Origin of the sequence: Sphingopyxis sp. EG6 (assembly GCF_003609815.1) — a bacterium.
GTDB lineage: Bacteria > Pseudomonadota > Alphaproteobacteria > Sphingomonadales > Sphingomonadaceae > Sphingopyxis.
This window is the reverse complement of sequence record NZ_AP017603.1, coordinates 379663-405793: the sequence shown is the minus strand read 5'-3', so window position 1 is coordinate 405793 and position 26131 is coordinate 379663. Positions and strand designations below refer to the sequence as shown.

At 64.9% G+C, this 26131-nt stretch carries 28 protein-coding genes and 1 pseudogene; 20 read left to right on the top strand and 9 right to left on the bottom strand.

The annotated features are described in order from the left end of the window. Positions 1-46: 46 nt before the first annotated feature. From SPYCW_RS01965 to SPYCW_RS01935, 7 genes are all read left to right on the top strand, one after another. Entirely contained in the window at positions 47-2209 is a 2163-nt protein-coding gene (locus SPYCW_RS01965) for a prolyl oligopeptidase family serine peptidase (RefSeq protein WP_120215356.1), read from the top strand. Beyond that, positions 2209-2694 (top strand): GAF domain-containing protein, encoded by a 486-nt coding sequence (locus SPYCW_RS01960; RefSeq protein WP_120215355.1) that lies wholly within the window; start codon positions 2209-2211, stop codon positions 2692-2694. The genes SPYCW_RS01965 and SPYCW_RS01960 overlap by 1 nt, the downstream gene beginning before the upstream one ends. Positions 2695-3028: 334 nt before the next feature. Further along, positions 3029-3871, top strand: coding sequence for a glycine zipper 2TM domain-containing protein (locus SPYCW_RS01955; RefSeq protein WP_120215354.1), 843 nt, complete (start codon positions 3029-3031; stop codon positions 3869-3871). A gap of 187 nt (positions 3872-4058) precedes the next feature. Beyond that, entirely contained in the window at positions 4059-4604 is a 546-nt protein-coding gene (locus tag SPYCW_RS01950; RefSeq protein WP_120215353.1) for a hypothetical protein, read from the top strand. A 198-nt stretch (positions 4605-4802) separates the two neighbouring features. Further along, positions 4803-5327, top strand: a complete 525-nt coding sequence (locus SPYCW_RS01945; protein ID WP_120215352.1) for a hypothetical protein — start codon at positions 4803-4805, stop codon at positions 5325-5327. Positions 5328-5515: 188 nt separating this feature from the next. Beyond that, a complete protein-coding gene (locus SPYCW_RS01940) occupies positions 5516-6838 on the top strand; it encodes a M28 family peptidase (RefSeq protein ID WP_443029463.1) in 1323 nt (440 codons plus the stop codon). Between the two features lie 104 nt (positions 6839-6942). Beyond that, positions 6943-7395 carry a PilZ domain-containing protein gene (locus SPYCW_RS01935; protein ID WP_120215350.1) on the top strand — a complete coding sequence of 151 codons (453 nt, stop codon included), beginning with the start codon at positions 6943-6945 and terminating at the stop codon, positions 7393-7395. Between the two features lie 117 nt (positions 7396-7512). Here the strand turns inward: SPYCW_RS01935 and ctrA are convergent, their stop codons facing one another. Together ctrA and SPYCW_RS01925 are read right to left on the bottom strand one after the other, a co-directional pair. Beyond that, a complete protein-coding gene (ctrA, locus tag SPYCW_RS01930; RefSeq protein WP_088443381.1) occupies positions 7513-8220 on the bottom strand; it encodes a response regulator transcription factor CtrA in 708 nt (235 codons plus the stop codon). Positions 8221-8417: 197 nt separating this feature from the next. Continuing rightward, entirely contained in the window at positions 8418-9353 is a 936-nt protein-coding gene (locus SPYCW_RS01925) for a LysR family transcriptional regulator (RefSeq protein ID WP_120215349.1), read from the bottom strand. A 235-nt stretch (positions 9354-9588) separates the two neighbouring features. Between SPYCW_RS01925 and SPYCW_RS01920 the strand changes: the two genes are divergently transcribed. From SPYCW_RS01920 to SPYCW_RS01895, 7 genes are all read left to right on the top strand, one after another. Continuing rightward, positions 9589-10284: a pirin family protein gene (locus SPYCW_RS01920; RefSeq protein ID WP_120215348.1), complete on the top strand. Its 696-nt coding sequence runs from the start codon at positions 9589-9591 to the stop codon at positions 10282-10284. Between the two features lie 130 nt (positions 10285-10414). Further along, positions 10415-11011, top strand: coding sequence for an FMN-dependent NADH-azoreductase (locus tag SPYCW_RS01915; RefSeq protein WP_120215347.1), 597 nt, complete (start codon positions 10415-10417; stop codon positions 11009-11011). A gap of 304 nt (positions 11012-11315) precedes the next feature. Then, complete coding sequence (locus SPYCW_RS01910; protein ID WP_120215346.1) at positions 11316-11999, top strand: RluA family pseudouridine synthase; 684 nt, start codon at positions 11316-11318, stop codon at positions 11997-11999. Continuing rightward, positions 11992-12393, top strand: coding sequence for an alternative ribosome rescue aminoacyl-tRNA hydrolase ArfB (gene arfB, locus SPYCW_RS01905; RefSeq protein WP_120215345.1), 402 nt, complete (start codon positions 11992-11994; stop codon positions 12391-12393). Before SPYCW_RS01910 ends, arfB begins: the two co-directional genes overlap by 8 nt. Before the next feature lie 57 nt (positions 12394-12450). Continuing rightward, a complete protein-coding gene (locus tag SPYCW_RS18880) occupies positions 12451-12624 on the top strand; it encodes a hypothetical protein (RefSeq protein ID WP_168453730.1) in 174 nt (57 codons plus the stop codon). Positions 12625-12674: 50 nt separating this feature from the next. Next, the gene (locus SPYCW_RS01900) at positions 12675-13265 is read left to right on the top strand and encodes an SOS response-associated peptidase family protein (protein WP_120215344.1); all 591 of its coding nucleotides are present in this window, start codon (positions 12675-12677) and stop codon (positions 13263-13265) included. Positions 13266-13353: 88 nt separating this feature from the next. Then, positions 13354-13683, top strand: a complete 330-nt coding sequence (locus SPYCW_RS01895; RefSeq protein WP_171005341.1) for a PilZ domain-containing protein — start codon at positions 13354-13356, stop codon at positions 13681-13683. Between the two features lie 40 nt (positions 13684-13723). Here SPYCW_RS01895 and SPYCW_RS01890 read toward each other — a convergent pair whose 3' ends face one another. Further along, positions 13724-14149 (bottom strand): EVE domain-containing protein, encoded by a 426-nt coding sequence (locus SPYCW_RS01890; RefSeq protein WP_120215342.1) that lies wholly within the window; start codon positions 14147-14149, stop codon positions 13724-13726. 153 nt (positions 14150-14302) lie between these two features. Between SPYCW_RS01890 and SPYCW_RS01885 the strand changes: the two genes are divergently transcribed. Next, a complete protein-coding gene (locus tag SPYCW_RS01885) occupies positions 14303-15232 on the top strand; it encodes an isopenicillin N synthase family dioxygenase (protein WP_120215341.1) in 930 nt (309 codons plus the stop codon). Positions 15233-15550: 318 nt separating this feature from the next. Here SPYCW_RS01885 and SPYCW_RS01880 read toward each other — a convergent pair whose 3' ends face one another. From SPYCW_RS01880 to SPYCW_RS01870, 3 genes are read right to left on the bottom strand one after another with little or no spacing between them, the layout of a single operon-like run. Continuing rightward, positions 15551-15964, bottom strand: coding sequence for a ribose-phosphate pyrophosphokinase (locus SPYCW_RS01880; protein ID WP_120215340.1), 414 nt, complete (start codon positions 15962-15964; stop codon positions 15551-15553). Then, positions 15943-16758, bottom strand: coding sequence for a DUF1295 domain-containing protein (locus SPYCW_RS01875; protein ID WP_120215339.1), 816 nt, complete (start codon positions 16756-16758; stop codon positions 15943-15945). The genes SPYCW_RS01880 and SPYCW_RS01875 overlap by 22 nt, the downstream gene beginning before the upstream one ends. Continuing rightward, positions 16755-17390 carry a lysophospholipid acyltransferase family protein gene (locus SPYCW_RS01870; protein WP_120215338.1) on the bottom strand — a complete coding sequence of 212 codons (636 nt, stop codon included), beginning with the start codon at positions 17388-17390 and terminating at the stop codon, positions 16755-16757. Before SPYCW_RS01870 ends, SPYCW_RS01875 begins: the two co-directional genes overlap by 4 nt. 126 nt (positions 17391-17516) lie before the next feature. Here SPYCW_RS01870 and SPYCW_RS01865 point away from each other — a divergent pair, with 126 nt between their 5' ends. From SPYCW_RS01865 to SPYCW_RS01845, 5 genes and pseudogenes are all read left to right on the top strand, one after another. After that, positions 17517-18923, top strand: a complete 1407-nt coding sequence (locus SPYCW_RS01865) for a M20/M25/M40 family metallo-hydrolase (RefSeq protein WP_120215337.1) — start codon at positions 17517-17519, stop codon at positions 18921-18923. Beyond that, positions 18920-19258, top strand: a complete 339-nt coding sequence (locus SPYCW_RS01860) for an antitoxin (protein WP_232014791.1) — start codon at positions 18920-18922, stop codon at positions 19256-19258. The genes SPYCW_RS01865 and SPYCW_RS01860 overlap by 4 nt, the downstream gene beginning before the upstream one ends. A 38-nt stretch (positions 19259-19296) precedes the next feature. Continuing rightward, a pseudogene (locus SPYCW_RS01855) lies at positions 19297-19566 on the top strand (type II toxin-antitoxin system RelE/ParE family toxin); the annotation flags it as partial. A 123-nt stretch (positions 19567-19689) separates the two neighbouring features. Beyond that, a complete protein-coding gene (parC, locus tag SPYCW_RS01850) occupies positions 19690-21993 on the top strand; it encodes a DNA topoisomerase IV subunit A (RefSeq protein WP_120215336.1) in 2304 nt (767 codons plus the stop codon). An 89-nt stretch (positions 21994-22082) separates the two neighbouring features. Beyond that, entirely contained in the window at positions 22083-23765 is a 1683-nt protein-coding gene (locus SPYCW_RS01845; protein ID WP_232014790.1) for a putative bifunctional diguanylate cyclase/phosphodiesterase, read from the top strand. On the opposite strand, the gene SPYCW_RS01840 is transcribed toward SPYCW_RS01845, so the two are convergent. Genes SPYCW_RS01840 through SPYCW_RS01830 form a run of 3 tightly spaced genes read right to left on the bottom strand, consistent with a single transcriptional unit; the run spans position 23738 to position 26111 of the window. Next, positions 23738-24946, bottom strand: coding sequence for a CCA tRNA nucleotidyltransferase (locus tag SPYCW_RS01840; RefSeq protein ID WP_120215334.1), 1209 nt, complete (start codon positions 24944-24946; stop codon positions 23738-23740). The two genes, SPYCW_RS01845 and SPYCW_RS01840, sit on opposite strands and share 28 nt — an antisense overlap. After that, the gene (locus SPYCW_RS01835; RefSeq protein ID WP_120215333.1) at positions 24943-25527 is read right to left on the bottom strand and encodes a CoA pyrophosphatase; all 585 of its coding nucleotides are present in this window, start codon (positions 25525-25527) and stop codon (positions 24943-24945) included. The genes SPYCW_RS01840 and SPYCW_RS01835 overlap by 4 nt, the downstream gene beginning before the upstream one ends. Then, positions 25527-26111, bottom strand: a complete 585-nt coding sequence (locus SPYCW_RS01830; protein ID WP_120215332.1) for a DUF1285 domain-containing protein — start codon at positions 26109-26111, stop codon at positions 25527-25529. Before SPYCW_RS01830 ends, SPYCW_RS01835 begins: the two co-directional genes overlap by 1 nt. Between the last annotated feature and the right edge of the window lie 20 nt (positions 26112-26131).

Sequence of the window (26131 nt, the reverse complement as noted above, 5' to 3'; positions counted from 1 at the left end):
TATTGGCGCACGATAATTTCCCCCGGATCATGAGGATCGCCTTGCCATGTCCCGTAAAAGCCTGTTCGCGTCGCTGGCGCTGGTCGCCCTGTCGATGACCCCCGCAGCACTTCACGCGGCCGAAGCTGCCGCGGCATCGGCCAACGTGCCCGCGCTGACCTATCCCGACACAGCCCGCGGCGACACCGTCGATCCGCAGTTCGGGGTCGATGTCGCCGACCCCTATCGCTGGCTGGAGGATGATGTCCGCGTCAACCCAAAGGTCGCCGACTGGGTCGCGGCGCAGAACAAGGTCACCGACGCCTATCTCGCGACGTTGCCCGGCCGCGACGCGTTCAAGAAACGGATGACTGAGCTCTATAATTACGAACGCTTTGGCCTGCCGACCAAGGCGGGAGGCCGCTATTTCTACACGCGCAACGACGGGCTTCAGCCGCAGTCGGTCCTCTATGTCCGTGAGAGGCTGAAGGGCGAAGGCCGGGTGCTGATCGATCCCAATCTGTGGGCGAAGGACGGCGCCACCGCGCTCGCCGAATGGAGCCCCTCGGAAGACGGCAAATATCTGCTCTATTCGGTGCAGGACGGCGGCACCGACTGGCGGATCGTGCGGGTCAAGGATGTCGCGACCGGGCAGGACCTGGCCGACGAAGTGCGCTGGGTGAAATTTTCGGCGCTCGACTGGGCGAAGGACGGCAGCGGTTTCTATTATTCGCGCTTCCCCGAACCCGAAGCGGGGGAGGCCTTCCAGTCGCTCAACGAGAACCACGCTGTCTATTTCCACAAGCTCGGTACGCCGCAAAGTGCCGACGTGCTGATCCACGCGACCCCGGACAAGCCCAAGCTCAACAACAGTGCGATCGTCACCGATGACGGCAAATATCTGCTGGTGTTCGGGTCCGAAGGGACCGACGCACGGCTGGGGCTGACGCTTTATCCGGTCGGCGCAAAGGGAGCGGGCAAGCCGATTACGCTGGTCGATGATTTCGCGAACAACTGGGAATATGTGACCAACGAAGGGCCGCTGTTCACATTCGTCACCAACAAGGGCGCGCCGCGCGAGCGGTTGGTGTCGATGGACATCCGGCGGCCCGGCAAACTGACCGAACTGGTCGCCGAAAGCGAGAATACGCTGGTCGGCGCGTCGCGCGTCGGCGACCGCATCATCCTGTCCTATCTGGGCGATGCGAAATCGCAGGCCGAGATGATCGCACTCGACGGCAAAAGGATCGCGGCGATCAAGCTGGCCGACATCGGATCGGCGTCGGGCTTTGGCGGCAAGTCGAGCGATCCCGAGACCTTTTATTCTTTCTCGAGCTATGCACGCCCGACAACCATCTACCGGCTCGACACCGCGACCGGCAAAAGCGAGATTTTCGCCGAGCCCAAGCTGACGTTCAAACCGGATGATTTCACCGTCGAACAGCGTTTCTACAAGTCGAAGGACGGCACCGAAGTCCCGATGTTCGTCGTGATGAAAAAGGGGCTCGACCGCAGCAAAGGGTCGCCGACCCTGCTTTATGGTTATGGCGGCTTCAACGTATCGATGACCCCCGGCTTTTCGCCGACCCGCCTCGCCTGGGTCGACAAGGGCGGGGTGCTGGCGATCGCCAACCTGCGCGGCGGCGGCGAATACGGCAAGGCGTGGCACGACGCCGGTCGGCTCGCCAACAAGCAGAATGTGTTCGATGATTTCATTGCGGCGGGCGAATATCTGATCGCCGAGGGGATCGCCGGAAAGGGTCAGGTCGCGATCGAAGGCGGGTCGAACGGCGGGCTGCTCGTCGGCACGGTCACCAACCAGCGCCCCGACCTGTTCGCCGCGGCGCTGCCCGCGGTCGGGGTGATGGACATGCTGCGCTTCGACCGCTTTACCGCCGGGCGTTACTGGGTCGATGACTATGGCTATCCGTCGAAAGAAGCCGATTTCCGCAATCTGCTAAGCTATTCGCCCTATCACAATATCAAGGCGGGCGCCGCCTATCCCGCGGTGCTGGTGACCACGGCCGACACCGACGACCGCGTCGTCCCGGGGCACAGCTTCAAATATACCGCGCAGCTCCAGCATGCGAAGGCAGGCGACAAGCCGCATCTGATCCGCGTCGAAACCCGCGCCGGGCACGGCAGCGGCAAGCCGACCGACAAGATCATCGCCGAAGCCGCCGACAAATATGCGTTCGCGGCGAAGTGGACCGGGCTGGCCGTCGAATAATGTCCTACGCGCTCGCCTTCACCGCCAGCGACCCCGCCGAACGCTGGGCGGAGGCGGGCGACGCCGCGGCGGCGCTGGTCGCGGGGGAACCCGATGGCATTGCCAATATGGCGAATGTCGCGGCGCTGATCTGGCAGGCGATCCCCGACCTCAACTGGGCCGGCTTCTACCGCTTTGACGGAGAGGAGCTGGTCCTCGGGCCGTTTCAGGGCAAGGCGGCGTGCATCCGCATCCCGCTCGACAAGGGCGTGTGCGGCGCCGCGGCGCTGCTCCGCGCGACGCAGCGGGTCGACGACGTCCACGCCTTTCCCGGCCATATCGCGTGCGACGCCGACAGCCGCAGCGAGCTGGTGGTCCCGGTGATCGCAAATGATCGGCTGGTCGGGGTGCTCGACCTCGACAGCCCGGTGCCGGGGCGGTTCGCGGCGGCGGATCAGGCCGGGGCCGAAGCGCTGGTGGCGCGGATTGCCGGGGCGCTGGCGTAACAACGTCGCCCCCGCGCAGGCAGAGGTCAGCGATACAGTTTTTGGTGAGAGCAGGCTTGTGCGATCCTCCCTGTCGCGCAGCGATGGGGAGGTGGCAGCGCGGAGCGCTGACGGAGGGGCCATGGCACGACCGTCGCCGCCCCTCCACCATTCGCTTCGCGAACGGTCCCCCTCCCCATGGCTTCGCCACAGGGAGGATCAGTCCAGCCGAACCGCGTTCAGCTGACCCAAATCGGGACGCAATCGTCAGGGTTAACGGATTCGCGAAAAGCCGCCGATTTTGCTAACAAGCTGTTAACCAATCGGTTCGGGCCGAGGGAACAGGGAGTTAGTCATGCGTACGTTCGTCTTGTTGGGGGTGGCCGCAGGGTCGTTGTTGCTGGCGGGCCGGGCCCATGCCGAAGCCCCGGCGATCGATACGACCGCTGCGACCGACCTGGTGAGCGGCGTGTCCTATAATCATGATCCGCGCCCGGCGCTCGATTATGGCGCCCCCGCCGATGCCGACGTGCGCGTTTACACCGGCCACGCCGACCGGATCCCCAGCGAAGTAGAATATCGCCGCGTGTCGGGTTACGATGCCGAGGGGCGCTGGACCGGGACGTGGAACGGCACCTATGAGGCGCCCGACGGACGCCGTTACGACGGCAGCTATGAAGGCACGGTCGAGGGGCATGGCGCGGGTTACCCGCCCCCGCCGCATCACTATTATGGCGGCGCGTACGATCCGCGCCACGACGCAGAAATGGAACGCCGCTGTGGCCGGGGGGGCACGGTGGGCGGCGCGGTTGTCGGCGGAGTCGTGGGGGGCGTCGTCGGCAACCGCATCGCCGGCAGAGGCAACCGCACCGAAGGCACGATCATCGGCGGCGCGCTGGGCGCGGTCGCGGGCGGCGCGATCGGCGATGCCGCGGACAAGAAGAAATGCGAAGCCTGGTGGTCGAGCCGCGGATCGCATCACAGCAGCACGACCTATCATCATGGCGGCTATGGCTATGGTTACGGCTATTACACCCCCGGTGTGGTGGTCACCACGATCATCACCGGCGGCGCGCCGGTGGTGACCGAAACGGTCGAGACGACCACCAAGACCTATTATGAAAAGGCGCCCGTGCGGAAACGCTATGTGGCCAAGAAAAAGTGGAAGCCGCGGCCCAAGCCGCGCTGCGTCTGCTGATTGCCCGACAGGTCTGGTCACCTGGGGTCAGAAGGCCCGCCATCCAAGCGATGGCGGGCCTCTTCCATTCCGGCGCTCGGGCTGTCGTACTAGCACCACGGTTCAGCGGCGCGAAAGCATCAAGAGCTTAGCAAGGCGGCATTGCGGGCTGGACCATCCTTTGCCCGCCCTTGGGGAGGTTCCCGCGATGCGTAAATTCACCAGCCTTGCCGCTGCGGCCGCCGTCGTCATCACCTCGGTCGGGTTCAGCGCCGTCCCCGTCGAAGCGCGGTCGCGCCATGGCGGCTGGGGCCATCGCCATCACGACCGCGTCAGCGCGGGAGACGTGCTCGGCGGCCTGCTGATCATCGGCACCATCGCCGCGATCGCCAGCGCCGCGAGCAAGGACAAGCGCGAACGCGCACCCGACTATCGTTACGATCCGCCGTATCGCGACGATCAGCGTTACGAGCAGCGCGACAGCGATTATGTGCCGCCGGTCGACGACCGCCGCGGCGACGATGGCGCGGCCGCCTATGACAATGGCGACGTCCAGCGCCGCGCCGCCGACGCCTGCAGCTGGGCGGTCGAGGCCGAAATGGGCGACGACGCCCGCATCGACCGCATCGACGGCACCGAGGCGAACAACGGCGGCTGGTACGTCACCGGCACCGCGTCGCGGCTGGGCGGCGAGGTCCGCAGTTTCGGATGCAGTTACCGCAACGGCCGCGTCGTCGACGTCAGTTTTGGTTGAACGAACAACTCGATCAACAACTTAGGCAGGGCCGCGTCACCTTTGGGTGGCGCGGCCCTTCGCTTTGAAGCTGAACCCCAGCGAAACCAAGGCTGAACGCCAGATAAGCGACGGGTTCAGCGTCGTGTCACCCCCGACTCGGTAGAACATCCTCAACAGGCTGCAACGCTGCCGCCTGCGCCTGAAGGAGACCGAACCATGGCTATCAAGACCAACCTGACCAAGGCCGCAATTGGTGCGGCCACCGCTGGCGCGATGTTGATGAGCGCCGCCCCCGCCGCCGCCCGCGATCGCTACGACCGCGACGGCATCAGCGCGGGCGAAGTGATCGCCGGTGCCGTCGTCCTCGGCGGGCTTGCCGCGATCCTGTCGAGCGGCAACAACGACCGTTATGATCGTTACGATAACCGCTATCGCGGCCGCTATGACGACGCGCGCTATGGTTATGGCTATGACTATAACCGCTACGGGAACAGCCGCAGCGCGGTGAACCAGTGCGTCGGCGCGGTCGAGCGCGGCAGCCGCCGCTATGGCAACACCGACGTCACCCAGGTGACGAGCATCGATCGCAAGCGCGATGGCTATAAGGTGAAGGGCCGCGTCGTCGTCCGTGACGGTTACGGCGGCCGCTGGGGCCGCGGCGGCTATTACGACCAGGGCAAATTCACCTGCGACATTCGTTATGGCCGCGTGCAGGACATCCGTTTCTCGGGCCTGCGTTAAGAGCCGGAAAGCCCCTCCCCTCACCGGGAGGGGCTTTTTGCCGTCGCCCCCGCGAAGGCGGGGGCCGCTAGCCTGCTTGCTCAGCCAGGCTGAGTAAAGCGATAGCGGCCCCGCCTTAGCGGGGGCGACGGTATGGTGGCGGCGATGGCGCTTGCTTCGCCCCCATACCCACCGCATGATGCGGCATGATCAAAAAGAGCCTGCTCGCCGCCCTCCTGCTCATTGCGCCGACCGCTGCGCATGGACAGGACCTGACCCCCGCCGCCGATCCCGCGCGCCTGAAGGCCGATGTCGAAAAGCTGGTGTCGTTCGGGACGCGCCATACGCTGTCATCGGCCACCGATCCGAAACGCGGCATCGGCGCGGCGCGCAACTGGGGCGCCGCCGAGTTTGGGCGCATTTCCAAGGCTTGCGGCGGCTGCCTGACCATCGAACGCATCGCCGATCGCTTTGACGGGCCGCGCGCGCCGGACGGCGTCATCGTCGAAAATGTGTTGGCGATCCAGAAGGGCAGCGGCGATCCCGCGCATGTCATCATCATCGCGGGGCATATCGACAGCCGGGTCAGCGACCCGATGAACTTCACCGCCGACGCCCCCGGAGCCAACGACGATGCATCGGGCACCGCGCTGGTGATCGAGGCGGCGCGGCTGTTATCGAAGCAAAAGCATCGCGCGACGATCGTCTATGCCTTGCTGTCGGGCGAGGAACAGGGATTGTGGGGCGGGCGCCTGATCGCGCGCCATGCGAAGGAAAAGAATTGGCTGGTCGCCGCGATGCTGAACAACGACATCGTCGGCGGCATCAAAGGGACCGACGGCACGATCGTCGATAACCGCGTGCGCGTGTTCAGCGAGGGCATCCGCGCGTCGGAAGATCTGGCGGCACAGCTGGCGCGGCGCGGCATCGGCGGCGAGGATGACGGCCCGTCGCGCGCGCTGGCGAAGGCGGCGATTCGAGCGGGAAAACAAAGTCCCACGATCGGGCTCGACGTGCTCGCGGTGCGGCGTCCCGACCGTTTCCGCCGCGGCGGCGACCATCTGCCGTCGCTCGAGCTTGGTTATCCGGCGATCCGGTTCAGCGTCGGGATCGAGGATTACGACCATCAGCATCAGGATTTGCGCACCGAAAACGGCCGCAAATATGGCGACACCGTCGACGAGATGGACTTTGCCTATCTGGCGCGCGTCACCGCGCTGAACGTCGTGCTGGCCAGCGAGCTTGCTGCCGCGCCGCCCGCACCCGCCAGCGTCAGCATCGACGGCGCGGTGAGTTCGGATACCAAAGTGTCGTGGACCCCGGTCAAGGATGCGGTCGCCTATCGAGTGTACTGGCGCCGCGCCGACCGCAACGACTGGACCGACAGCCAGCTCGTCCCGGCGGATTCCGCCACCGCCGGACGGACGTTGCCCGGCGTCATCATCGACGATCATTTCTTTGGTGTTTCAGCACTTTCGGCCGACGGCAGCGAAAGCATCGTCACCTTTGGCGGCTTGCCGCCCGCGCAATAATTACCGAACACGCTATACGAATATTTACCTTCTGCTGTTAACGCGAGAACGGGACCATCATCATCGGTCGACGTGGGGGTCGGGCGACAGCATTGGGTCGCGCCATGTCAATTCCCGAGGCTCTCCCAGCCTCACCGCCTCCAGACGAAAAGCGCCAGCCGCGGCAGTCGCGCCTTGTCAAGGCGGCGCTTGCCTGCGCGCGCTTGGGAAAATTCGACGTCACCATCCGCAACGTATCCGAAACGGGCATTGGCGGGCAGGCGCCGGGTGCGCTGCATATCGGTGAACGAATCACGGTATTCCTGCCCGGTCACGAACCGATGCTGGGCACGGTGCGCTGGGTCGCGGGTACACGTTTCGGGATCCAGACCGATCACCCGGTCGAGGCCGCGCGCCTGCGTGCCGCGCACGGCAGCGGCGCGGCACCTGCCGAAAATATCGCGGGGTTCGAAATCATCCCGCCCCCGATGGCCCCAGTGCGGCGTCCGGGGCTGGTGCTGGGGAGTGCCCAGCCGGCGCATTTCGGGCGCAGCGTTTGGCAAGACAAGCGGTCGTAGGATTCCCCCTCCCACTTAGGGAGGGGAGAAGAAGTGACTGCCAACCCCCAAAAGAAAACCGGCGCGGATTGCTCCGCGCCGGGTTCCCTCGGTTAACTCTTGGCGAGGTGTAGTGCGTCAGGCGACGCGGCGCACCTCATTGCCCTCATCGTCGATGTCGCGCAGGACATAACCGCGGCCCCAGACCGTCTCGATATAATTTTCGCCTTCGCACGCCAGCGCCAGTTTCTTGCGCAGCTTGCAGATGAAGACGTCGATGATTTTGAGTTCGGGTTCGTCCATGCCGCCATAAAGGTGGTTCAGGAACATTTCCTTGGTCAGCGTCGTACCCTTGCGCAGCGAAAGCAGCTCGAGCATCTGATATTCCTTGCCGGTCAGATGCACGCGGGTCGTGTCAACCTCGACCGTCTTGGTGTCCAGGTTGACCGCCAGCTTGCCTGTCTTGATCACGCTCTGGCTGTGGCCCTTCGAGCGGCGGACGACCGCATGGATGCGGGCGACCAGCTCGTCGCGGTGGAAGGGCTTGGTGACGTAATCGTCGGCGCCAAAGCCGAACGAGCGCACCTTCGAATCCATTTCGGAAATGCCCGACAGGATCAGCACCGGCGTCTGCACCTTGGCGGTGCGCAGCTTTTTCAGCACGTCATAGCCGTGCATGTCGGGCAGGTTCAGGTCGAGCAGGATGATGTCATAATCATAGAGCTTACCCAGGTCCAAGCCTTCTTCACCCAGATCGGTGGTGTAGACGTTGAAGCCTTCGGTCGTGAGCATCGTGTCGATCGCCTTGGCGGTCGTCGGCTCGTCCTCGATCAGCAATACACGCATTGGGCACCCCTTGATTGTTTCCCACGACAGCCCTGCTTTTCCGATCGCCTGGCCATCATGCGATGCCACCGACCGACCCCATCTGCGGACTGCCGGAACATTAACCACGAAACTAATGAAGGGAAAAGGTTAATTTTGATTTAACCCGCAGAACTCCGCGAGTCGCGGCGAATCCGTACCGCCCGATTTGGGTCGTTCTACGACGTCCCGAGCGCGAGATGATCGGTATGCGCGCCGGTGCACGACCGCTTCAACGTATCGACAAGATGGTCGGCGAGCGCCCGCACTCGCGCCGGACGCAGCCGTGACGGCGGCGACAGCAGGTGCAGATACGCCTGCGGCAATGACCAGTCAGTCAAGATGCGGACAAGCGCGCCCGACGCCAGCGCTTCCTCCGCAATGAAGTCGGGCAGCGCCGCGATACCGCCGTCCGCGATAAGCAGCGGGATCATGATGTCGCCATTGTTGGTAAACAGCGGCCCGGTTGGGATCACCGTCGCATCCTCCCCGCCGCGATGGAAACGCAGCGGCGACGTGCGCTCACGGTGGCCATAGCCGATCAGCCGATGACCGGCGAGGTCGAGCGGATGACGCGGGGTGCTGTGCTGCGCCAGATAAGCGGGACTGGCAATCAGGGACGCCGCGACCGGCGAAATGGTGCGCGCGAGCAGGCTGCTGTCCTCCATCGTCGCGATGCGCAGCCCCAGGTCGATGCCCTCGGCGACGAGATCGTGGCGCGCGTCGCTCAGCATGACGTCGATCTCGACCGCCGGGTGCATCGCCAGAAAGGCGGCAATCGGCCCGCCGAGCACCTTGATCCCGAAACTCATCGGCGCGGCGAGGCGGATCGGGCCTGCCAGGTCGACGCGGTCGCCGCGCGCCGCCTCGGTCGCCGCGGTCGCCGCCGCGACCATGGCATTCGCTTCGCCGAGCAACCCTGCGCCGGCGGTCGAGACGGTGACAGTGCGCGAACTGCGATGGAGCAGCGCGATGCCGAGCGATGTTTCGAGGCGCGTCACCGCCTTTGACACGCTCGCCTTCGACATGCCCAGCGATGCGGCCGCGGCCGTAAAGCTGCCACTGTCGGCGACCGCGGCGAAACAGGCCCAGCCTTCGTAATCGGGTAAGGACACGGATGGCTCCTCGAACTTGACCGTAGCCCTGAGCTTGTCGAAGGGCGCTTCTCGGATAAGCGCCCTTCGACAAGCTCGGGGCTACGGTGCTTGTTGCAACAATTATCTCGATTCTGGAAACGATAGATTTCCATCTACGCTATTTCAGAAACAATCCCAACGACTATCTTGTCCTTAACACTGCAGCGCCGCCGGGCATCCCGCCAAGGCGCGGCGCGACAGAAAGGACAAGGCCATGATCGACATTCGCAAATTCGACACGCTGGGCCACGCCGACCACGGCTGGCTCGACGCCCGCCATCACTTTTCCTTCGCCAACTATTATGACGAAGGCCGGATGGGCTGGGGCGCGCTGCGTGTGTGGAACGACGACGCCATTGCGGCGCAGTCGGGTTTCCCCCCGCATCCGCACCGCGACATGGAAATCATCACCTATGTCCGCACCGGCGCGATTACGCATCGCGACTCGATGGGCAATCAGGGCCGCACCGCGGCGGGTGACGTGCAGGTAATGAGCGCCGGCACGGGCGTGACCCACAGCGAGTTCAACCTCGAAGATGAGGAAACGACGCTGTTCCAGATCTGGATCATGCCCGATCGGGCGGGCGGAAACCCCGGCTGGGGCGCGCGCCAGTTTCCCAAGAATGATCGCTCGGGCCAGTTCGTGACGCTGGCGAGCGGTATCGAAGGCGATGAAGCGCTGCCGATCCGCGCCAATGCCCGGGTGGCGGCGGCGACGGTAAACGCGGGTGAGAGCGTATCCTACGATCTCGACGCCGGTCGCCACGCCTATCTGGTGGCTGCCAAGGGCCGCATCCGTGTCAACGGCACCGACGCCGATCCCCGCGACGGCATTGCGCTCCGCGATGTCGGGACGATCACGGTCGAGGCGCTCGACGACGCCGAGCTGGTGCTCGTCGACAGCCTCTAAAGCCCCCCCGGGCCGCCGATGTCCCTCCCCGACGGCGGCCCACCCCGTGCCGCGAGCTTTCCCCAAGAATAGGGGCTGCTCGCGGCACCCCCTCCCCTCCAAGTTCAACGTCCATCAAAGGAGTCATCATATGTCGCATATTCTTCGCATCGACGCCTCGGCCCGCCACAGCGGATCGACCACCCGCCAGCTCGCCGACCAGCTCGTCGCCCGTCTGGTCGAACAGGGTTATGGCAGCGCCGTCACCCGCCGCGACCTGGCGATCAATCCGCCCGCGCTGCTCAACGAAGCCTGGGTCGGCGCCAATTTCACCGACGATGCCGATCGCAGCGACGATCAGCGTGCGGTGCTCGCCAGCTCGGACGAGCTGATCGCCGAACTCGAAGCCGCTGACACAATCGTCATCGGCGTGCCGGTCTATAACTTCGCCATCCCCGCCGCACTGAAGGCGTGGATCGACCAGATCGCGCGCGCCCGCCGCACCTTCCGCTACACCGAAACCGGCCCCGAAGGGCTGTTGAAGGGCAAGAAGGCCTATCTGGTCGTCGCATCGGGCGGCGTGCCGGTCGGCAGCGATTATGATTTCGCCACCGGCTATCTGCGCCACGTCCTCGGCTTTGTGGGCATCACCGACGTCACCATCATCGAAGCGGGCCAGCAGATGATGGACAGCGAAGCCGTGAACCGCGCGACCGCCGCCATCGAAGAACTGAAGCAGGCCGCCTGATCGAGAATCCTCCCTGTCGCGCAGCGATGGGGAGGTGGCAGCGCGTAGCGCTGACGGAGGGGCTCTGGCACTACCGTAGCGGCCCCTCCACCATCGCCTGCGGCGACGGTCCCCCTCCCCATGGCTTCGCCACAGGGAGGATTTTCCCTTCATCGTCACCCCGGCCTGCGCCGGGATGACCAATTGGGAGTCGCGGTTACCGATCGAAACTGGCCGTCGCCCCCCACCCAAAAGCCGACTCGCCATCCACAGCGCCACCAACCTTTCCGCTTTCGGCTGCCCCTCGCTCCGCCTATAGCGCGCCATGCTCCTTTCAGACCGTATCCTGTTCCTCGACGGCGAAGCCCTCGTGATCGACAAGCCCGCTGGCCTGCCGGTCGACGCCCCGCGCGATGGCAGCCTCAGCCTCGAGAATCATCTCGACCTCTTGAAGTTCGGCTTCAAGCGCTGGCCGCTTGCGGTGCACCGGCTCGACCGCGACACCTCGGGTTGCCTTCTCCTCGCCCGCAATCCGAAAGCGCACGGGCGTTTCACCCGCGCGTTCGAGGACCGCGCGGTCGAGAAACAATATCTGGCGATCGTCGATGGCATACCCGACGCGGACAGCGGCACGATCAACCTGCCGCTTGGCAAGGTATCGACCGCCGAGGACGGCTGGCGGATGGTCGGCGACCCGAAAGGCAAGCCGTCGATTTCGCATTGGGAAAAGCTGGCCGTCGTGGGCGAGCGGAGTTTGCTGCGTTTTCGCCCCGAAACTGGCCGCACGCATCAAATTCGCGTCCATGCGCTCGAAGGCCTGGGCTTCGCTCTGGTCGGCGATCCCGTTTACGGTCGCGGCGGCACCAAGACGCGTACGCTGCTGCACGCCGAACGGCTGGTGGTAAAACGTGACGTCAAGCCGTCCATAATTGCCGAAGCGCCCTTCCCCGACAGCTTCATCGCGCTGGGCTTTGCCGCGCCGGAGGGAGCCGCCCCGACCCGTGGCTGAGATCCCCGAAAGCGCGATTTCGGAGAAGTTTCTCGCCGGGACGGGACCGGGCGGGCAGAATGTCAACAAGGTTGCGACCGCGTGCCAGCTGCGCGTCAACGTCTATGCGCTGGGGCTCGCCCCCGATGCCTATAAGCGCTTGAAAACGCTGGCCGGCAGCCGGATGACGAGCGAGGGCGAACTGATCATTCTGGCGCGCCGCTATCGCACACAGGAAGCGAACCGCACCGACGCGCGCGCGCGCCTGTCCGAGCTGATCGACGCCGCGCTGGTCCGCCCCGAGCGCCGCATCAAAACCAAACCGAGCAAGGCCGCCAAAGCGCGCCGCGTCGACAGCAAGAAAGCGCGCAGCAGCATCAAGGCCGGGCGCGGCCGGGTGCGCAGCCCAGAGTAAACGGCATGTTTACGATCCTGCGCTAGATGGCTCCGGACCAAGCGAGCGGAGCGGTACATGGGCGAGATCGTGAAATCGGTATTGATGGGGCTGGGCTGCCTCAGCATCATGAGCTTTGTCGGTTGCAGCATGATGGGCGCCGGCGTGATGGTCGCGGCAGACCGCGCCGCCGACGCGGCGCGCGACGAGCAACGCTCTGAAACCGGACAGAAATCCCCATGGGATAAGTAACCGACAAGCGGGCGATTGACAGCCACCTTGTCCAGCGCGATCGCCAGGCGGTGACCAGCCTCTACCGCCTCGATGCCCCCGCCACCGCGATTGCCGCGGCCTTTGCTGCCGAGGCGGGCGACGATCCGTGGAGCGGCGATTATGTCGCGCCCGCGCGGCCCGCGCCGGTGATCGTCAGCGACGGTCGCGGCGGCGCGCGCCGCTTTCTGCGCCCGAAATTGTGGGGCGTCCCGCCTCCGCCGCGCGGCGACCGGCCCGTGACGCACGTCCGCAACCTCGCCAGCCCGTTCTGGATCGGGACATTGCGTCACGCCGAACTGCGCTGCCTGATCCCCGCAACCGCCTTTGCCGAGTGGTCAGGGCCAGCAGGCGCACGCCGCCAGCAGTGGTTTTCAATCCCGTCGCAGCCCATTTTCGCCTTTGCCGGGATCCACCGCGACGGCGAAGATTGGCCCTGTTTTGCGATGCTTACGACCGACCCCAACCGGTTGGTCGGCCAGTATCAGCCGCATGCGATGCCGGTGATCCTGCACCCCGACCAGCATGCGACCTGGCTCAGCAGCGAATGGCGCGATGCGGTCGCGGTCGCCGCGTCCTTTCCGGCGCAGTTGATGACGGTGACCGATAGCCCGCCGATGTAGGCGAAATTCACCATATCTCTTCACTTCGAGGTAACCACCGGCGCGCTAAAAGCTCCGGAATGAACACATAAGAACTGGGACCAAAGCAGTGTTGGGCAATCGCATTATCGAAACCAAACGACCCGCCGTCACCGGTCGCCGCGCCGAGCGCGCACCGGTGCAGGCGCGAGCGCGCTACCGCGAGGCCGGGTTGAACCCCTTCGACGTCGAACTGTTCGATCTGTCGTCGACCGGATTTCGCATGGTGACCTTTTTCCGGCCGCAGATCGGCAAGCATATCTGGGTCAACCTGCCGGGACTGCAACCGATCGAAGCCGTCGTCCGCCGCGCCGACGGCAACAGCTATGGGTGCGAATTCATCCACCCGCTGCACCCGTCGGTGGCGAAGCATTTGCAGGTCAAGCTGCGCCAGAGTTGAACGCTCCTCCCTGTCGCGCAGCGACAGGGGGACACGGGCCTCAGCCTGTCGGCTTCTCCGACTTGTTCAGAATATGTTTCCATTCGGCGGGCGTCACGCGTCCGACCGACAGCCGCGACTGACGGATCAGGTCCATATCGGCAAGCTTCGGATCAGCCTTGATCGCGGCCAGCGTCACCGGATGCTTGAGCGCCCGCACCGGTTCGACGCGCACCACCACCCACGGCGAGCCTTCTTCGGCGGTCGGATCGGGGAACGCCGTTTCGGTGATGCGCATGATCCCGACGCATTCCTTGCCGATATTGCTGTGGTAAAACAGCGCTTCGTCGCCAACCCGCATCGCTTTCAGGTTCAGCTTGGCGGTGTGATTGCGCACCCCATCCCAGATGCCGGTGCCTTCGCGCACCAGCTGCTCCCACGGATAGGCGTCGGGTTCGGATTTCATCAGCCAATATTGCTTGCTCATGGACAGCGGCTTAGCCGAGCCGCAGGCGCGGCGGAAGGCGCCTTTTTTCCTTTCGCTGCGACGCGGCAGCGCCTAAATCTGATTCATGTCAAAGACGCGCCGGCGGCCCTTCGCCATGGCGTGCCACAGCACCAACATATTGGACCTTACAGCATGACCGCCGCCGTTCCCGTCATTTCCATGTCGTTGCCCGCCGAAAAATTCGCTGCGGAATTCGGCGCATCGTTCGAACGCTTCGGCTTTGCGATGATCACCGATCATGGCATCGACGCCGCGCTGATCGACGATGCTTGGGCAAAAGCGAAGGATTTCTTTGCACTGCCCGAAGAGGTCAAGCGCACCTATCATATCCCCGGCGGCGGCGGCGCGCGCGGCTATACGCCGTTCGGCACCGAGATCGCCAAGGGTGCGAAGGAAGTCGACCTCAAGGAATTCTGGCACGTCGGGCGCGACCTGCCCGCCGGGCACCGCCTCGCCGCGCAACAGCCGAACAACGTCTGGCCCGCCGAGGTCGACGGCTTCCGTCCGGTTTATGATAAGTTGTTCGCCGAGTTCGACCGCGTCGGCGGCCAGCTCCTGTCGGGCATCGCACGTTACCTTGGCCTTGCGCCCGATTTCTTCGACGACACGGTGAAGGACGGCAACAGCGTGATGCGCCTGCTCCACTATCCGCCGGTTGCGGCCCGCGCCAAGGGCATCCGCGCCGAGGCGCATGAGGATATCAACACGATCACGTTGCTGCTCGGCGCCGAAGAGGCCGGGCTCGAAATCCTCGACAAGGACGGCAGCTGGCTACCGGTCAGCCCGCCCCCGGGCGCGATGGCGGTCAATGTCGGCGACATGCTCCAGAGGCTGACCAACAACAAGCTGCCGTCGACCACCCACCGCGTGCGCAACCCCGACGAAGGCCGCGCGAGCGTGGCGCGCTATTCGATGCCGTTTTTCCTGCACTTCCGCTCGGATTATCCGATCGAAACGCTGGAAAGCTGCATCGATGATGCGCATCCGAACCGATACCCGACGCCGATCTCCGCGGATGATTATTTGCAGGAGCGGTTGCGGGAGATTGGGTTGAAGAAGTAGGCGCCCCCCTCATTCGTCATCCCGGACTTGATCCGGGATCCAGACGACGGCGCAGGGATGGATCCCGGATCAAGTCCGAGATGACGAGAGCGGGATGTCGGCTTTGGGGTGGTTAGCTGCCCTAAACTCCTCTCCCCTTGAGGGAGAGGATAGCGCAGCTTGCTCCGTCCGGAGCTAGCGAAGCTTGGAGAGGGGGGTGGACGCCAGCAGGCGTAAACCCCCTCTCAACTGCGGCTAGGCAGCAAGCTGCCAAGCCTCCGTATCTCTCCCTCAAGGGGAGAGAGAAAATGACGTACGTCCGCAATCGATCGTGAGCGGTCACCGCCCCTCCCAATAGTCAAACGCCGCCTGCTGCTGCTCGCGAATTAACCGGGCCGCCGCGGCGCCCTCCCACGGGCCGTCATAGCCGAGCAGCAAGGCGGTCCCCCCGACCCACCAGCCCTGCCCGGGCAGGCGGTCGCTCTCGCGCACCACCAGCACCGCGAGGTCCGGTTCGCCATCCAACGCGCACAGCCGGTCGACCTCGGCCAAGGTCTTGCACAGCGCGCGCATCTTGGGCCGGGTGAAGCGGAACCCCAGGTCGCCGAGCAATTCGGAATAGCTGACCGCGCGGCCCTCTCGCGCGGCTTCGGTCAGGATCGCGCGGATGCGCGGGGCGTCGCCGAGGGCGCTGGCGTCGGCGGCCAGCGCCTCGCTGCCTAGACCCCCGTCTAACGCGCCTTTGGCGGCCATGGGATGAAACCGGAAGTGCGCGCGACATAGGCGGCATAGTCGGGCCGCGTCTTGTGCAGCCCCTTTTCGAGCAGCGCCTTGCCCGACCATTTGGTGAGGGTGAAGGTCAGGAACAGCGGCCCGATGACGCTCGCCAGCGCGACCCACGGCCCGATGTCGGCGGCGATCAGCCACAATCCCCACCAGGTCAACGCGTCGCCGAAATAATTGGGATGGCGCGTGTAGCGCCAGAGCCCGGTGTCGAGCACCTGCCCCTTGTTCGCGGGATTCTTGCGGAACGCATCGAGCTGTGCATCGCCGATCGTTTCGAACGCGATGCCGATCAGCGCCGCGACCACGCCGACGATGGCGAGAATACCAACGCCCTCCGTCGCTGCCTCCCCGCTCGCCCAGATGCCGATCTGCGCCGGCAGGCAAGTGATGAACAGCAAGGGCGCCTGCGTCAGGAACACGGTGAGCAGCGCCGTCTTGGCCCAGCTCCATTTCTTCGTTTCCATCGTCCGCGCCAGGATCCTGGCATAGCGCGGATCTTCGCCATGCCCCACCCAGCGGACGGTCAGATGGATGGCGAGCCGCAGCCCCCACAGGCTGGTCAGCCCGAGTAGTAACTTGGCGTGGAGCGCATCGAACCCCGCCTGCCACGCCGCACCCCACGCCAGCAGGACCATGCCGAATGCCCAGAAGGCGTCGATGAACGACACGTCGCGGATCGCCACTGATATCGCCCACAGGATCAGGATCACCCCCAGCAGTCCGGCAAAATTGATCGCCAGCAGCAACAGCAGGTCGGTCATGCGCGCATCTCCAATTCGGGGCCGTCGTCGCCGACAATATCGTCGATCGAGCGCACCGCGCGCTCGGGAAATTTCGGAATGCAGGTGCGATAGACCTCGAGCACCTTCAGCATATCGGCGCGAAAATCGCCGCTCGGCCAGATCAGGGGGCCGAGCCCGCCGGTCTTGGTTCCATAGTCCATCATGCCGACGACCATCGGCACCTTCGCCGCCATGGCGATCTGGTAAAAGCCGGTGCGCCATTTCTGGGTCTTGGCGCGCGTCCCCTCGGGCGCGACGGTCAGCATGAATTCGGTGCGGCGCGCGAACTCGTCGACCATCTGCTGGACGACATTGCCGCCGCCGCGTCGGTCGACCGCGACACCGCCCATCTGGCGGATGAAGCCGCCGAGCGGCCAGCGGAACAGCGACAGTTTCGCCATGAAATGCGGCCGGATTTTCAGATCGGCGGTGAGCCCCAGGAAATTGACGAAGTCCCAATTGCTGGTGTGCGGCGCCGCGATCAGGATGAAGCGGCGCGGTTCGGGGACGACGCCGACGGCCTTCCAGCCACGGATGCGGTACATCGCCAGCAGCAAGCGCCGCACAAAGCGTGCCACCGGACCCGGCGGTTCATCGATGATGGCTGTCACGCACTCTCCTCTACCCGGCGCACGGCTTGCGCGAAAGATCGGGGCTTCGCAAGAGGGCGCGATGACGGGTTGCGGCTCGCGGTGCTTTCTGCTCCCTTCATCAGCCGGAACGGGGAGAGAAATTCGATGAAAAAGCTGGCTGTTTTACTGTTGTCCGCGCTGGCGGTGGGGACGCCCGCGCTGGCCGCCGATCCGGCACCGCGCCCCGACCAGCTGGCGTTTCGCGAAATTTACAAGGAACTCGTCGAAACCAACACGACCCTGTCATCGGGCAGCTGTACGCTCGCCGCCGAACGCATGGCGGCGCGGCTCAAGGCGGCGGGCATTCCCGACAGCCAGCTGACCCTGTTCGCGACGCCCGACAAGCCCAAGGAAGGAGGGCTGGTCGCGGTCTATCCCGGCACCTCAAAGACCGCAAAGCCGATCCTGCTGATCGCGCATATCGACGTCGTCGAGGCGAAGCGCGAGGATTGGGAGCGCGACCCCTTCATCATGGTCGAGGAAAATGGCTATTTCTATGGTCGCGGCACCGCCGACATCAAATCGCAGGCGGCGGTGTGGGTCGATACGCTGATCCGTTTCCAACAGGCGGGCTATAAGCCCAGAAGGACGGTCAAGATGGCGCTGACCTGCGGCGAGGAGACCAATGGCGCGTTCAACGGGATCGAATGGCTGGCCGCGAACAAGCGCGATCTGATCGACGCCGAATTTGCCCTCAACGAAGGCGGCGGCGGCGACAGCGACGGGAAAGGCAAGGTGATCGGCCAGTCGGTGCAGGTCGGCGAAAAGACGTTCGCCAACTTCCGCCTCGAAACGCGCAACCCCGGCGGCCATAGCTCGGCGCCGGTCCCCGACAATGCGATCTACCAGCTCACGCGTGCGGTGACGAAGATCGAGGAACATCGCTTCCCTGCCGAAATGACCGATACCACGCGGCGCTATTTTGCCGAGGCGGGTGCGTTGCGCGCCGATGCCACCGGCGCCGCGATGGTCGCGCTGGCGAAGAATATCGGCGACGAGGACGCCGAGGCGATCGTCAACAAGGACCCGTTCCTGCACAGCAATTTGCGCACCACCTGCGTCGCGACGCTGCTCGACGGCGGCCACGCCGCCAACGCGCTGCCGCAGCGCGCCGGGGCGAACATCAATTGCCGTATCTTTCCCGGCCACAGCATCGAATCGATCAGGGACGAACTGGCGAAGTTGATCGGCGATCCCGGCGTCACGGTCACCCAGCTGCCCCCCAAGCGCCCAGCCCCTCCCGCGCCGCCGCTCGATCCCAAGATCATCGGCCCGATGCAAAAGCTGGTCGACAAATATTGGCCGGGGCTGAAGGTCATCCCGTCGATGGCGAACGGCTATACCGACGCGACGTTCCTCGGCGCCGTCGGCATCCCGACCTATGGCATCCCCGGCATGTGGGGCGACCCCGACGGCAATGGCGCGCACGGGCTGAACGAGCGGATGGAGGTGAAATCGGTGTATGTCGGGCGCGATTATATGTTCGATCTGGTCAAGGCTTATGCCGATTGAGCACATCAAACGGCAGTCTCGACGCTATGCACAAACCCACATTTGTGGTAATGTGCGAAGCTGATGTCTGGAGTTTTGATATGAGCCGCCTGACGATCGATATTTCGGATCAGCAGCACCAGAATTTGAAGGCGCTGGCTGCGCTGCAAGGGAAGACGATCCGGCAATATGCGCTCGAACGTCTGTTTCCCGAACCAACCGGCGACGATGAAGCGTGGCACGAGCTGAAAACCCTGTTGCAGCAGCGCATTGGCAACGGGCTGGCCGGTGACTTTTCGGGCAAAAGTATCGACGCGATCGTCGCAGAGGAACTGGCGACGGACCGCGACGCTTGACGCCTCGCTATGTCTTGCTTCCGTAAGCGGAGGCCGACCTTCGGGCGATTATTCACTATACGCGCGCCGAATGGGGAGATGCGCAAACGCGGAACTATGTCGCGAAACTGACTCGATGCATCGAGAATATCGCAGGCGGCGGGCGGACGGGAAAGGATTTGAGCGATATCCATCCCGGATTGCGGGTGGTTCATTGCCAGCACCATTATATTTTCTGCCTGCCGCGCGAGAATGCCGCCGCGCTGGTGGTCGCAATTCTGCACGAACGCATGGATTTGATGACGCGACTGGCCGACCGATTGAACTAGTCGCTCTGATACAAGCATGGCGGGCATTGACGACGTCGTCACGGCGACGTGGGCGCGAAGCGGAACCCACGCCCCCGATCGCCCTTTGCCTTGACGCGCTAGCCTTGCTATCGCGCCGCGACCATGGCGACCACCACCGACGATCCCGACAATCCTGAACCCGTTCCCGGCATGACCGACACGCCGTTCGGCAGCGCGCTGTCCGAACGCTATCTGGTCTATGCGCTGTCGACGATCACCGCACGGTCGCTTCCTGATCTCCGCGATGGATTGAAGCCCGTGCACCGCCGCCTGCTATGGGCGATGCGCGCGATGCGGCTCGACCCGTCGCAAGGGTACAAAAAATCGGCACGCGTCGTCGGCGACGTCATCGGCAAATTTCACCCGCACGGCGACACCGCGGTTTACGACGCGATGGTCCGCCTCGCGCAGGATTTCTCGCTCCGTTACCCGCTGGTCGACGGCCAGGGCAATTTCGGCAATATCGACGGCGATAACGCTGCGGCGTATCGTTACACCGAAGCGCGGCTGACCCGCGTCGCGATCGACCTGATGCAGGGGCTCGACGAGGGCACGGTCGATTTCAGGCCGACCTACAATGGCGAGGACGAAGAGCCCGAGATTATGCCCGGGCTGTTCCCCAACCTGCTCGCCAATGGCGCGAGCGGGATTGCGGTCGGCATGGCGACGAACATTCCGCCGCACAATGCCGCCGAGGTGATCGACGCCGCGCTGGTGCTGATCGAAAATCCGCGCGCTGAACTGTCCGAGCTGCTCGAGCATGTGAAGGGGCCCGACTTCCCGACCGGCGGCATCGTCGTCGACGGCGCCGAGACGATCCGGCAAGCCTATGAAACGGGGCGCGGCGGTTTTCGCGTCCGCGCGCGCTTTTCGACCGGCAAGCTGGAAAGCGGCGGGTGGGAAGAAAGCGGTATCGAGAAGCAGTCGGGCGGCACCTGGCAGCTCGTCATCAGCGAAATTCCTTATGGGGTCGCCAAGGGCAAGTTGATCGAGCAGATCGCGCAGCTGATCGCCGACAAGAAATTGCCGATCCTCGAAGATGTCCGCGACGAAAGCGCCGAGGATTTGCGCATCGTGCTCGAGCCCAAGAGCCGCAATGTCGATCCCGACATATTGAAGGAAAGCCTGTACCGGCTGACCGACCTCGAAAGCCGCTTTGCGCTCAACCTCAACGTCCTCGATGCGACGCGCACGCCGAAGGTGATGGGGCTGCACCAGCTGCTCACCGAATGGCTCCAGCACCAGATCATCGTACTCGTCCGCCGCGCGCAGCACCGGATCGCCAAGATCGACGACCGGCTGGAGCTGGTCGCGGGCTATATCATCGCTTTCCTCAACCTCGATCGGATCATCGAGATCATCCGTACCGAGGACGAGCCAAAGCCAGTGATGATCGCCGAATTCATCCTGACCGACCGGCAGGCCGAGGCAATATTGAACATGCGGCTGCGGTCCTTGCGCAAGCTGGAGGAAATGGAGCTGAAGCGCGAGCAGGCCGACCTGACCGCCGAGCGCGAGGAGCTGGCGAAGCTCGTCGAAAGCCCGGCGCGGCAGAAAACCCGGCTGCGCAAGGATCTGGAAAAGCTGCGCGCGGTTTACGGGCTCGAAACCTTGCTCGGCGCACGGCGCACGACGATCGCCGAGGCCGCGCCGGCGCGCGAAATCCCGCTCGACGCGATGATCGAAAAGGAACCGGTCACGGTGATCCTGTCGAAACGCGGCTGGATCCGCGCCCAGCGCGGCCATGTCGCCGCCGACCAGTGGAGCGAGTTCAAGTTCAAGGAAGGCGACGAGTTGCTGTTCGCCGCGCACGCCCAGACGACCGACAAGCTGTTGATTGCGGCGAGCGACGGGCGGTTCTTCACCGTCGGCGCCGACAAGCTGCCCGGCGGACGTGGCTTTGGCGAACCGCTGCGGCTGATGGTCGACATCGATCCCGAAGCCAGGATTGTCGCGATGATCCCGGCCAGCGCCGATGGCCGCCTGCTCCTCGCCTCGACGAGCGGCCACGGCTTTATCGCGCAAATGGCCGAGGTGGTGGCCGAAACGCGCAAAGGCCGGAACGTCGTCAACCTCAAGACCGGCGCTCAGCTTGCGGTCGTGCGGCCGATCAGCGCCAGCGACGACAGCGTCGCCGCGGTGGGCGAAAACCGCAAACTTGTCGTGTTCCCGATCAGCGAAGTGCCGGTTATGGCGCGCGGTCAGGGCGTCATGCTGCAACGATACCGCGACGGCGGGCTGTCCGACGCGGTGAGCTTCGCCTTTGCCGAAGGATTGAGCTGGGCGATGGGCGGCGACACCGGGCGCACCCGGACCGAAACCGACCTTGTCCCCTGGCGCGTCGCGCGCGGCGCCGCGGGGCGGATGCCGCCGACCGGCTTTCCGCGGAACAATCGTTTCGGCTGAACCTAATTTCGCGTCGCCGTAAATCGCTTCTTTACTCTCCCTCCTCTAGGTCATGGCCAATGGGGAAAGGTCGCACAAAACCCGCTGTTATGCCTATCGATAGAACCGGCGAAGACCGGCCCTTGCTGTTCGTCGGCTGGATCGACGCCCTTCCCGTGCCAGCAGCGTTGATCCGCCCGCTGGCGCGCGGCAATTTTCGCCTGCACGCCAGCAATGTTGCATTCGACCGCCTGCGCCTGTCGCCTGCGGGCGCCGACGCCCCGATCGCCTTGCTGCGTGCGATCGAACGCGCGGCGCAGAACCCCGACGATACCCAGGAATTTTCGTGCCAGCTCGGCGAAGGCGTCGCGGCGCGCGACCTGCGCGGTTCGATCGGGCCGCTGCCCACCGAATCGGGCGACGAAAGCCTGTTCCTGCTGACGCTGATCGACCGCACGCAGGAAATGATGACCGAGCGCAATTTGCGCCGCGAACTGGTGTCGGACAGCCTGACCGGCCTGCCCAATCGCGCCGGGTTCGAAGAAATGGTCGAACAGCGCGGCGTGACCGACGGTGTCGGCGCCGATCATGCGATCCTGCTGCTCGATCTCGCCCGTTTCAGCCGCATCAACGAACATATCGGCCCGATGGCGGGCGACGAGCTGATCATCACCGTCGCGCGGCGACTGAAATCGTCGCTGCGCAGCGGCGACATATTGGCGCGCACCGGCGGCGACGAATTTGCCATTTCGACCCGCGTCGCGGGTGGCCGCGCCGATGTGCGCGAAATGGCGCGTCGGATCCGCGGCTGTTTCGACCACCCGTTTCGGATCGGCGAACTCAAGGTCAGCGTCGACTGCGCGCTTGGCTGCGCGATCCAGCCGACAAGCGAAACCGACGTCGCCGACCAGATCCGCCACGCCCAGATCGCGCTGAAACGCGCCAAGCAGACCGATCGCATCGAAATCTACGAACCCGAATCGGCGATGCTGTCGGACAATCGGTTCGGGCTGGAAACCGAACTGCGCAATGCGATCGAGGAAGATCGGCTGCACCTCGCCTTTCAACCGCTGATCGAGCTTGCAACCGGGAAGGTCGCCGGGTTCGAGGCGCTCGCCCGTTGGGACAAGCAGGACGGCCATTCGATCTCGCCCAGCGAATTCATCCCCATTGCCGAAGATTCGGGCCTGATCGTCCCGCTCGGACAATGGGCGATCGGCAAGGCGGCGGCCGTACTGGCGGACTGGGACCAGCAGAATGGCGGCAAGGTCGTCGACTGCTATTTCTCGGTCAACGTCTCGGCGATCCAGCTGCTGCGCGACGATGTTGCCGCAGTCGTGCGCCAGGCGCTCGACACGCACAAGATCGGCGGCGAACGGCTGATGATCGAGCTCACCGAAAGCGCGATCATCGGCGATCCCGATCTGGCGCTGTCGGTGCTCAGCGAACTGAAGTCGCTCGACGCCCGCGTCGCGATGGACGATTTCGGCACCGGCTATTCGAACCTCGCCTACCTCCAGCGGCTGCCACTCGACGTGCTCAAGATCGACCGCAGCTTCGTCGAACATATGGTCGACGACCGCGACAAGGTGGCGATCGTCCGCACGATCCAGAGCCTCGCCGAAGTGCTGGGGATGAAGACAACCGCTGAAGGCGTCGAAACCGCCGACCAGGCACGGCTGCTGTCGGCACTGGGGTGCGATTTCGGCCAAGGCTATCTCTTTGCGCGCCCGATGCACGGCGGCGAAGCGCTAGCCTATTGGCGTCAGTCGCTGGTTCGCGCGATCTTCTGATCGACAAGCTCGGCGACGAGCTCGGCGATTCTGGCCGAACCCGGAAAATCCTCCGCCACCCACGCTGCCTCGACCGCCTTCAGGATTCGCGCCACTTCTGGCCCGGCCGCGATCCCGCGCGCGACGATGTCGCCGCCCCGGATCGGCAGCACCGGTACTTCCCAGCCTGCCAGATCGCGCGCGCGCGCAGCGTCTCCAGCAATCAGATGGACATCGCGGGCGGCCTCGATACCGATGCGGTACGCGAGCTGGCGCACCGGACGCGCGGTATCGCCGCGATGTCCCGCAATCGCGGCCAGATATTTGCGTTGCCGCGTCGACAGCCGCAGGCGGCTCGCGACCTGTTCGGCGGCGCCCGGGTCGGCGGACAACAGCGCCGCAAGCCGACGATGCGCCGCGACGGGTACGCCCGCCTCCACTTCATTGGCGATCAACCGGTCAAGCGTGGCCGCGAAATCGCGATCGAGTTCGGGCAGCATCACCGCAAAAATGCCGTCGGCCGCCATCTGCCCGACAATGGCGCGCGGGTCGGGCAGCGCCAATATCTTGGTCAGTTCGTCGGCGATGCGCTCGCGCGACAGGCTCTTGAGCGACTGGCGTGCTTCGATGACCGCGGCATGGCTGTCCGCATCCAGTTCGCCCCGCCCGAAACGCGCCGCAAAGCGATAGAAGCGCAGGATGCGCAGATGATCTTCGGCAATCCGCGTCGCCGCATCGCCGATGAACCGCACGCAGCCAGCGCGAAGATCGTCGACCCCGCCGAAATAGTCATCGACCGCCCCGGTATCGGGATCGGCATAAAGCGCGTTGATCGTGAAATCGCGCCGCGCCGCATCGTCGCGCCAATCCTCGGCGAAGGCGACCGTTGCGCGGCGCCCGTCGGTTTCGACGTCGCGGCGCAGCGTGGTGATTTCGTGATGGTCGCCGCTGGCGATCGCGGTCACGGTGCCATGCGCGATACCCGTCGGGATCACCTTGATGTCGGCCGCCTCCAGCCGCCGCGTCACCTCCTCTGGGACGAGCGGGGTCGCGAGGTCGACATCGGTGACCGGCAGCCCCAGCAGCGTGTCGCGCACCGCGCCGCCGACGATCCGGACCGATCCGCCAGCGTCGGTCAGCGCCGCAACGATCCGGCGCAACCCCGGTCGCCCGCGCCAATCGGCCTCGGGAAGCACGCTCACCGGTGCCAGTCCGTCGGCATCCGCCGCGCCAGATTGATGATGATCCCCGCGGTCACGCCCCAAATCCGCCGACCCTGCCAGTCCATGTCATAATAATGTCGATCCTGACCCTGCCAATGCGCTTGCTGGCGCTGGTAATTGGCGGGATCGAACAAAATGTCGAGCGGGACTTCGAACCAATCCTCGACCTCGTCGGGATTGGGATCGAGCGGCAGGTCGGGCGGAATGACGCCGAGTACCGGGGTGATGATATAGCCGCTGCCCGACCGATAGGGCTCGGTCACTCCGGCGACCATCACGTCGCGCGGGCTGAGGCCGATCTCTTCCTCGGCCTCGCGCAGCGCGGCATCGATCGCGTCGCGATCGTCGGGATCGATCTTGCCACCCGGGAAGGCGACCTGCCCCGCATGGCTGCGCAGCCACTGCGGGCGCTGGGTCAAGATGACGCCGGGGTCGGGGCGATCGGTAAAGGCGATCAGAACGGCGGCATCGCGCAGCGTCGGCGTCCCCAGATACGCCTCATCCTCCCCCGCATCGGGCAGCAGATTGTCGAGCGCCGCGCGCAGCTTCGCCGACAGCATCAGCAGTCGACCAGCGGAAATGGCGCGCCATTCGACCAGAGCGTCGGGGGATCGCTGTTGTCGGCGAGCGCCATTTCGACGATCTCATAATAGAGCGCGCGATCGATCCGCGCCTCGAGCGCGTTGCCCAACGCGCCCCGGACATGCAGCCGTGGGTCGGGGCTGTCGGGGTCGTTGCCAAAGCTGAGCGGGTGATCGGGCCCGGCCATCACCAGATCGTCGGTATCGAGGCGGAAGACGAGCTTGCGGGCCTTACCCTCTCCCTCGCTTTTCATCTCGACCGCACGGAATGGCGTGTCCTCGACCGCGATGCTCAGCTTCTCGGCGGGGGTGACAAGGACATGGCTGCCATCGGCTTCGCGGCGCAGGATCGTCGAGAACAGCTTCACCATCGCGGGGCGGTTGATTCGTCCGCCTTCGTGAAACCAGCTGCCGTCGGCGCGGATTTCCATGAAACTGTCGCCCTCGCGCTCGGGGTGCCATTGCTCGACCGGCGGCAATTTGCGCGCCGCGAGCAGTTCGGCGGCTTCGGCGAGCGAGATCTGCGCGAAGTCCTTGGGCAGCGAAGGCGCGGGGGTGACCATGGGACCGACATAGGGGGGCT

What these genes read in the sequence shown, in the direction of transcription:
- SPYCW_RS01965 (WP_120215356.1), top strand. Translation starts at nt 47, where the DNA reads ATGTCCCGTAAAAGCCTGTTCGCGTCGCTGGCGCTGGTCGCCCTGTCG.
- SPYCW_RS01960 (WP_120215355.1), top strand. Translation starts at nt 2,209, where the DNA reads ATGTCCTACGCGCTCGCCTTCACCGCCAGCGACCCCGCCGAACGCTGG.
- SPYCW_RS01955 (WP_120215354.1), top strand. Translation starts at nt 3,029, where the DNA reads ATGCGTACGTTCGTCTTGTTGGGGGTGGCCGCAGGGTCGTTGTTGCTG.
- SPYCW_RS01950 (WP_120215353.1), top strand. Translation starts at nt 4,059, where the DNA reads ATGCGTAAATTCACCAGCCTTGCCGCTGCGGCCGCCGTCGTCATCACC.
- SPYCW_RS01945 (WP_120215352.1), top strand. Translation starts at nt 4,803, where the DNA reads ATGGCTATCAAGACCAACCTGACCAAGGCCGCAATTGGTGCGGCCACC.
- SPYCW_RS01935 (WP_120215350.1), top strand. Translation starts at nt 6,943, where the DNA reads ATGTCAATTCCCGAGGCTCTCCCAGCCTCACCGCCTCCAGACGAAAAG.
- ctrA (WP_088443381.1), bottom strand. Translation starts at nt 8,220, where the DNA reads ATGCGTGTATTGCTGATCGAGGACGAGCCGACGACCGCCAAGGCGATC.
- SPYCW_RS01920 (WP_120215348.1), top strand. Translation starts at nt 9,589, where the DNA reads ATGATCGACATTCGCAAATTCGACACGCTGGGCCACGCCGACCACGGC.
- SPYCW_RS01915 (WP_120215347.1), top strand. Translation starts at nt 10,415, where the DNA reads ATGTCGCATATTCTTCGCATCGACGCCTCGGCCCGCCACAGCGGATCG.
- SPYCW_RS01910 (WP_120215346.1), top strand. Translation starts at nt 11,316, where the DNA reads ATGCTCCTTTCAGACCGTATCCTGTTCCTCGACGGCGAAGCCCTCGTG.
- SPYCW_RS18880 (WP_168453730.1), top strand. Translation starts at nt 12,451, where the DNA reads ATGGGCGAGATCGTGAAATCGGTATTGATGGGGCTGGGCTGCCTCAGC.
- SPYCW_RS01890 (WP_120215342.1), bottom strand. Translation starts at nt 14,149, where the DNA reads ATGAGCAAGCAATATTGGCTGATGAAATCCGAACCCGACGCCTATCCG.
- SPYCW_RS01885 (WP_120215341.1), top strand. Translation starts at nt 14,303, where the DNA reads ATGACCGCCGCCGTTCCCGTCATTTCCATGTCGTTGCCCGCCGAAAAA.
- SPYCW_RS01880 (WP_120215340.1), bottom strand. Translation starts at nt 15,964, where the DNA reads ATGGCCGCCAAAGGCGCGTTAGACGGGGGTCTAGGCAGCGAGGCGCTG.
- SPYCW_RS01875 (WP_120215339.1), bottom strand. Translation starts at nt 16,758, where the DNA reads ATGACCGACCTGCTGTTGCTGCTGGCGATCAATTTTGCCGGACTGCTG.
- SPYCW_RS01865 (WP_120215337.1), top strand. Translation starts at nt 17,517, where the DNA reads ATGAAAAAGCTGGCTGTTTTACTGTTGTCCGCGCTGGCGGTGGGGACG.
- parC (WP_120215336.1), top strand. Translation starts at nt 19,690, where the DNA reads ATGGCGACCACCACCGACGATCCCGACAATCCTGAACCCGTTCCCGGC.
- SPYCW_RS01845 (WP_232014790.1), top strand. Translation starts at nt 22,083, where the DNA reads ATGCCTATCGATAGAACCGGCGAAGACCGGCCCTTGCTGTTCGTCGGC.
- SPYCW_RS01835 (WP_120215333.1), bottom strand. Translation starts at nt 25,527, where the DNA reads ATGCTGTCGGCGAAGCTGCGCGCGGCGCTCGACAATCTGCTGCCCGAT.
- SPYCW_RS01830 (WP_120215332.1), bottom strand. Translation starts at nt 26,111, where the DNA reads ATGGTCACCCCCGCGCCTTCGCTGCCCAAGGACTTCGCGCAGATCTCG.